Here is a 3,488-nt window from a genome sequence, read left to right on the forward strand (position 1 = left end):
CTCTCCGCCCCACCGGGGGGCGGCCTGCGGTCAATGCCGCCACCTAATTGGAAGTTCCAAACGCCGTTGACCTGAAACACGGATGCCCGGCAGGAGACTGAGCTCGCTGCCGGGCCGGACATGCCTTGGGAGGGCATAAATCAGCGCTCCTAGGGCCGATGGGCCACTCAGTTCGTGCGCCTTTTGCCGATTGCGTTGCATGTGCCGTGCCAAGCCAAAAAGCATTGATAAACCGCCGATGGATCAGCTTTTGCCCTGTTGCGCATTCTACATTGTGGGATATGCGACAATGCCCAAGCGGTTGAATCGTCGTGTTGCAGAACCCCAGACGGGTCATGACTGCTATTCTTAGGACAGTGCGCAGCAAGCCGCTACTCGCTGCACTCCAGGCACACCATTTCCATAATCAAGCGGTGGGTGCTATGTCTGACCGAGCTGTCGACCAGGGAACGGTGTGAGGCCTCAAATCCCTCCATATTGTTGCACCCGCCGGTCCAACAGGACTGCAGGTCCGGACTCAAAGGATCTTGGCTGCTATGGCGACATTGCGGTGCACGCCGCTTTCCGACCAATGATGTGCGTCCAGGTCGAGGCCGGCCCTAATGAACCACCGCCTTGGCACCCTCGCCCATCTCATTTTCGGCATCGACAAGCTAGACCAGAGCGCACTTGCAAGGCGCCATGCAGTCCTGTCGGCGGGCGAACTGTTGGTGACGGGTACAGCTGCGAGCGAACGTTCATCCACCGACGCACAGCGCGGACTGTCGCTTTTCAAATTAGGAAATCTCTGTAGCCACCATTCATGAGCGCGCGGCCACGCGAGACGGCCCGACGGATGCGGTCGCGCAGATGATCGCGAGGATCCGCCCAGTCGGCATGGACGCGCCGTTGACCGATGAGAACTTCGGCGAGCTCGCGATGAGGTGCTCCGGCGAGCGAACCGTCGAGCGCACGAAGAACGAAGGACAAACGAACGCCGCGCTTTTCCGGCGCAAACAAGCGGGGGGGCAACTGTTGCCCTAGACTGAGAGCATTGAGGCACTCCAGTCCCCTCAGTCGATGCTTTAAAAGCACCGCGGGCCAGATGGCTTGCGTATGCAGGCAAACAGGGTGGAGGATATTCGCGCCCGAGACGGCGAGCTGCAGCGCGTGGTCCGCATTGCGAAGAAGAACATGCTGGCTCTTGTCGGGCGCCAGCAGGACGATTGCACGACAGGGCAATGCCGAGAGTTCGAACGGCGGTGTCGGCGACGAGGCAGGCAACCGTTCCGCAATGACCGGCAGCACATGGACGCACCAGAGCGGACACCAGAATACGACCGAAGCGCGGCCACAAGACTCCGCGAAACAGAACACCCCAGCGTGACAGGTCGCCGGCCGACGCGACCATATCGAGAAAGGATTGGAGAGACCAAGTCTTGCAATGCTGGCGCGCAGCGGTCAGATCGCGCTGGAACGCTGGATTGCGGCGTAAGAACTCCCAAGCCCACTCCCGCAGCGTCAGGCCAGCGGTGTAGTCGTATGATCTTTCATCCCGCCAATCGGCCTGATCCGCGCCAGTCAGGAGATTCATGACTGACATCCCCTGCCCGCGCCTGCGTGCGTCGAAACATTATGCCACTTCGCAAAGCATCGGCGTAGGCAGCAGACGTCGAAGACCCCGTTTCGTTGAAGCGTCAGCCATCGCCACTGTCGGCGACAGAAGATGTGCCCAAATTGCCACCAGACCGTCGAACTGGCACAGCGACGGCCAGCGCGACCTGGAATTGATCCCGTAACAGTCATCGGCTCCTGCGTCGCGATCCAGACGTCCCTTGAAGGCGCAGTAGCGCGGCAGTGGATCGCACGCTGCTTGTCGGCAAGTTGTCGTAGCGGCGGCGCCATAGGCACGGTCATCGGAGGGTCTCCTGCGGCAAGCTTTCGCCATTGGAGGCCAATCTCCCCGCTAGGGCAGCCTGTGCAGTTGCACAGGTGAAGCGGATCAATCAGGGGGAGCCATGGCGGAAACTGGATGATGGCGGCTTGAGGAGAGCGGCGTATCGAGGCGGGTGATGAAGCCTGCCAGTACCTCTCAAGGAGAGTGATACGCCATGAACGAGACTATCAACACATTGTTCGCCTTCGTCAGCCCGACGAAATCGATGATACCCTGACGGATGTACTTCGCAGCGGCGCGCGCAAATTGCTTGCGCATGCGATCGAGATGGAGGCCGAGGCGTATGCCAAGGCGGTCGACTGCCTGACGAAAGATCATATTGCGTCGCTGGCGCTCTACGATTTCCCCGCCCAACACTGGGATCATCTGCGAACGTCCAATCCCATCGAAAGCGTCTTTGCAACCGTTCGCTATCGCACGGTGCGTACCAAGGGCTCGCTATCCTCGAAAACCGCCCAGCTGATGGTCTTCAAGCTGTTGGCCGCGGCCAGGAAGTGGCGACGATTGAAAGGACAAAATCAGTTGCCGAAACTCATCGCAGGTGCCAGGTTCCTGGACGGAATCCAGGTCATCGAAACGAAGCCGCAGAGCGCCGCTTGATCAGCCTCGTCACCCAAATTCCAGCATAGCTCCATCGGAACTGCCAGCCTTCCTTGCCGATCAGGCGCATATCAGCGCTGACGATACCGAGGACGGCGATGGCGGTCACCTCCAGGCCGCCGAGTAACGACCCTCAAAACACCGCACTGGTCGAGGCCAGCCTGAACCGGTATCTTGTGCCTGCCCTCGGGAGTCGCTCTATCCACCATGTGATCGACACCGACATTGCTAACGTCACCAAGAAGATCGTCGCCGGGGGTCACCCGCAAGCGGCTAACACGGCCTTCTGGTGTATGCGGGCATTTTTCAACTGGTGTCGCAAACCGCCGCAACGGCTCATCCGCGGTTTCCCCGCGAGGGATTGGAAAATCCGGATCCGGCCCCGATCGTCAAGCGCAAGCGAGTGGTGAACGATGCCGAACTGGCGGCTATATGAACGGGCTGTGAGCCCGAACCGGGCGATATCGGCTATTCGTTCGGCTCCATCGTCAAGCTGCTCATTCTGACCGGACAGAGGCGTACGGAAGTTGCCGCGATGCGTTGGTCCTCAACCTTGAAGCCGGAACATGGAACTATCGGGTGACCGCACGAAGAACGAAGAGCCTACGCTTATTCCGCTGCCCACACTGGCGGTGTCGGTCCCCCAGACGGTACCGAAGACCAATGACACGTTTTTTTCCCTGCGAGGGGCAACGAAAGAAGCCACTTCTCAGGCTACGCGAAGGGCAAGAAGGCTCTAGACGGCAAGGTCAATACTGACGGGGTGGCTTTGGAGAACTGGACCCTTCACGATCTGCGCAGGACGCTCGCGACAAATCTCGGCAGGCGGCAGGTATTGCCACACGTCATCGAGCACATACTGAATCACAAGGCGGCGTCCTTGACAGACATTGGCGAAATCTACAATCTCTATAGCAAAGTCAAGGAGAAGCGCGAGGTGTTGCAGATGTGG

At 59.5% G+C, this 3,488-nt stretch carries 3 protein-coding genes; 1 reads left to right on the top strand and 2 read right to left on the bottom strand.

Annotated elements, in window-relative coordinates; translation table 11 throughout:
- Positions 1-771: 771 nt before the first annotated feature.
- Entirely contained in the window at positions 772-1,287 is a 516-nt protein-coding gene (locus tag EOA23_RS32865) for a DUF2285 domain-containing protein (protein ID WP_224570032.1), read from the bottom strand.
- A 793-nt stretch (positions 1,288-2,080) separates the two neighbouring features.
- On the opposite strand from EOA23_RS32865, the gene EOA23_RS32870 reads away from it, so the two are divergent.
- On the top strand, positions 2,081-2,536 hold the full coding sequence (locus EOA23_RS32870; RefSeq protein ID WP_256748481.1) for a transposase: 456 nt from the start codon (positions 2,081-2,083) through the stop codon (positions 2,534-2,536).
- A gap of 736 nt (positions 2,537-3,272) precedes the next feature.
- Here the strand turns inward: EOA23_RS32870 and EOA23_RS36755 are convergent.
- Positions 3,273-3,488: hypothetical protein (locus EOA23_RS36755; RefSeq protein WP_245474423.1), on the bottom strand; the 216-nt coding region annotated here is incomplete at its 5' end.

The organism is Mesorhizobium sp. M2A.F.Ca.ET.042.01.1.1 (assembly GCF_003997405.1).
Classification (GTDB): domain Bacteria; phylum Pseudomonadota; class Alphaproteobacteria; order Rhizobiales; family Rhizobiaceae; genus Mesorhizobium.